The 318-nt window shown below is 58.2% G+C and carries 1 protein-coding gene; it reads right to left on the reverse strand.

Annotated features, from left to right (window positions below; genetic code table 11):
- Positions 1-307, reverse strand: a 307-nt coding sequence (locus AC1RPH_RS08155) for an RtcB family protein (protein ID WP_481762085.1), incomplete at its 3' end; no start/stop codon positions are given.
- Between the last annotated feature and the right edge of the window lie 11 nt (positions 308-318).

Consider the following 318-nt stretch of genomic DNA (forward strand, 5'->3'; position numbering starts at 1 on the left):
GTGCCCGGATCACGAGCGTGAGCATGAAATCACGGTTCAGGCGTGCGTATTCCTGCGCCCACGACATGGCTTCAACGTAGGCATCAAACGAATCGGTGCCCTCATCGAACCACGCAAGGTCCTTGTCTGCAAGCTGAATACCGCGCACCGAGATTTCGCGAGCTGCCATCTCCGTCGCGCACTCACCGATCGTCTTGCCCACATGACGCGAGCCTGAATGGAGCATGACCCATACATCCTGTTCCGTATCCAGACACAGCTCGATGAAGTGGTTGCCCCCACCCAGCGTCCCCATCTGCTGTTCCATGCGCTTCACGT

This window comes from Dellaglioa sp. CoH-57-MRSF-16 (assembly GCF_056782055.1).